Below are 430 nucleotides of genomic sequence, written 5' to 3' on the forward strand. Positions count from 1 at the left end.
CGAACAGACCTTCCGCGATCGAGCCGGGCTCGAACGTCACCTTGTGGTCGTCGGCGCCGTCGGTGAGCGGGGGCGAACTCGACTGATGCCCGACGGAGCCGGGCGGCAGGTCCGCGATCAGCGTGCCGCCCAGAGCGACGTTCAGGATCTGTAGGCCCCGGCACACCCCGAGCACCGGGATATGTCTGGCGAGTGCGGCACGCACGAGCGCGATCTCGTACTCGTCCCGCTCGGGGTCGTGGACCATCGGATTATCCCGTGGATCCATGTCACGGACCACCGACAGATCCCCACCCCAGTACGCGGGATGAACATCCTGGCCTCCGGTGATGACCACGCCCGCCAGCCAATGGCAGAGTGCCTCCGGGTCGGCATCGTAGGGCAGGTTCACCGGAATCCCTCCGGCCCTGGCGATCCGGTCCGAGAAGTC

General features: G+C 67.4%; 1 protein-coding gene. It reads right to left on the bottom strand.

Going from position 1 to position 430, the window contains the following annotated elements; all coding sequences use genetic code 11:
• Positions 1-430: gamma-glutamyl-gamma-aminobutyrate hydrolase family protein (locus tag CJ177_RS46530; RefSeq protein WP_179443481.1), on the bottom strand; the 430-nt coding region annotated here is incomplete at both ends.

The organism is Rhodococcus sp. ACPA1 (genome assembly GCF_002300195.1).
Classification (GTDB): domain Bacteria; phylum Actinomycetota; class Actinomycetes; order Mycobacteriales; family Mycobacteriaceae; genus Rhodococcus_F; species Rhodococcus_F opacus.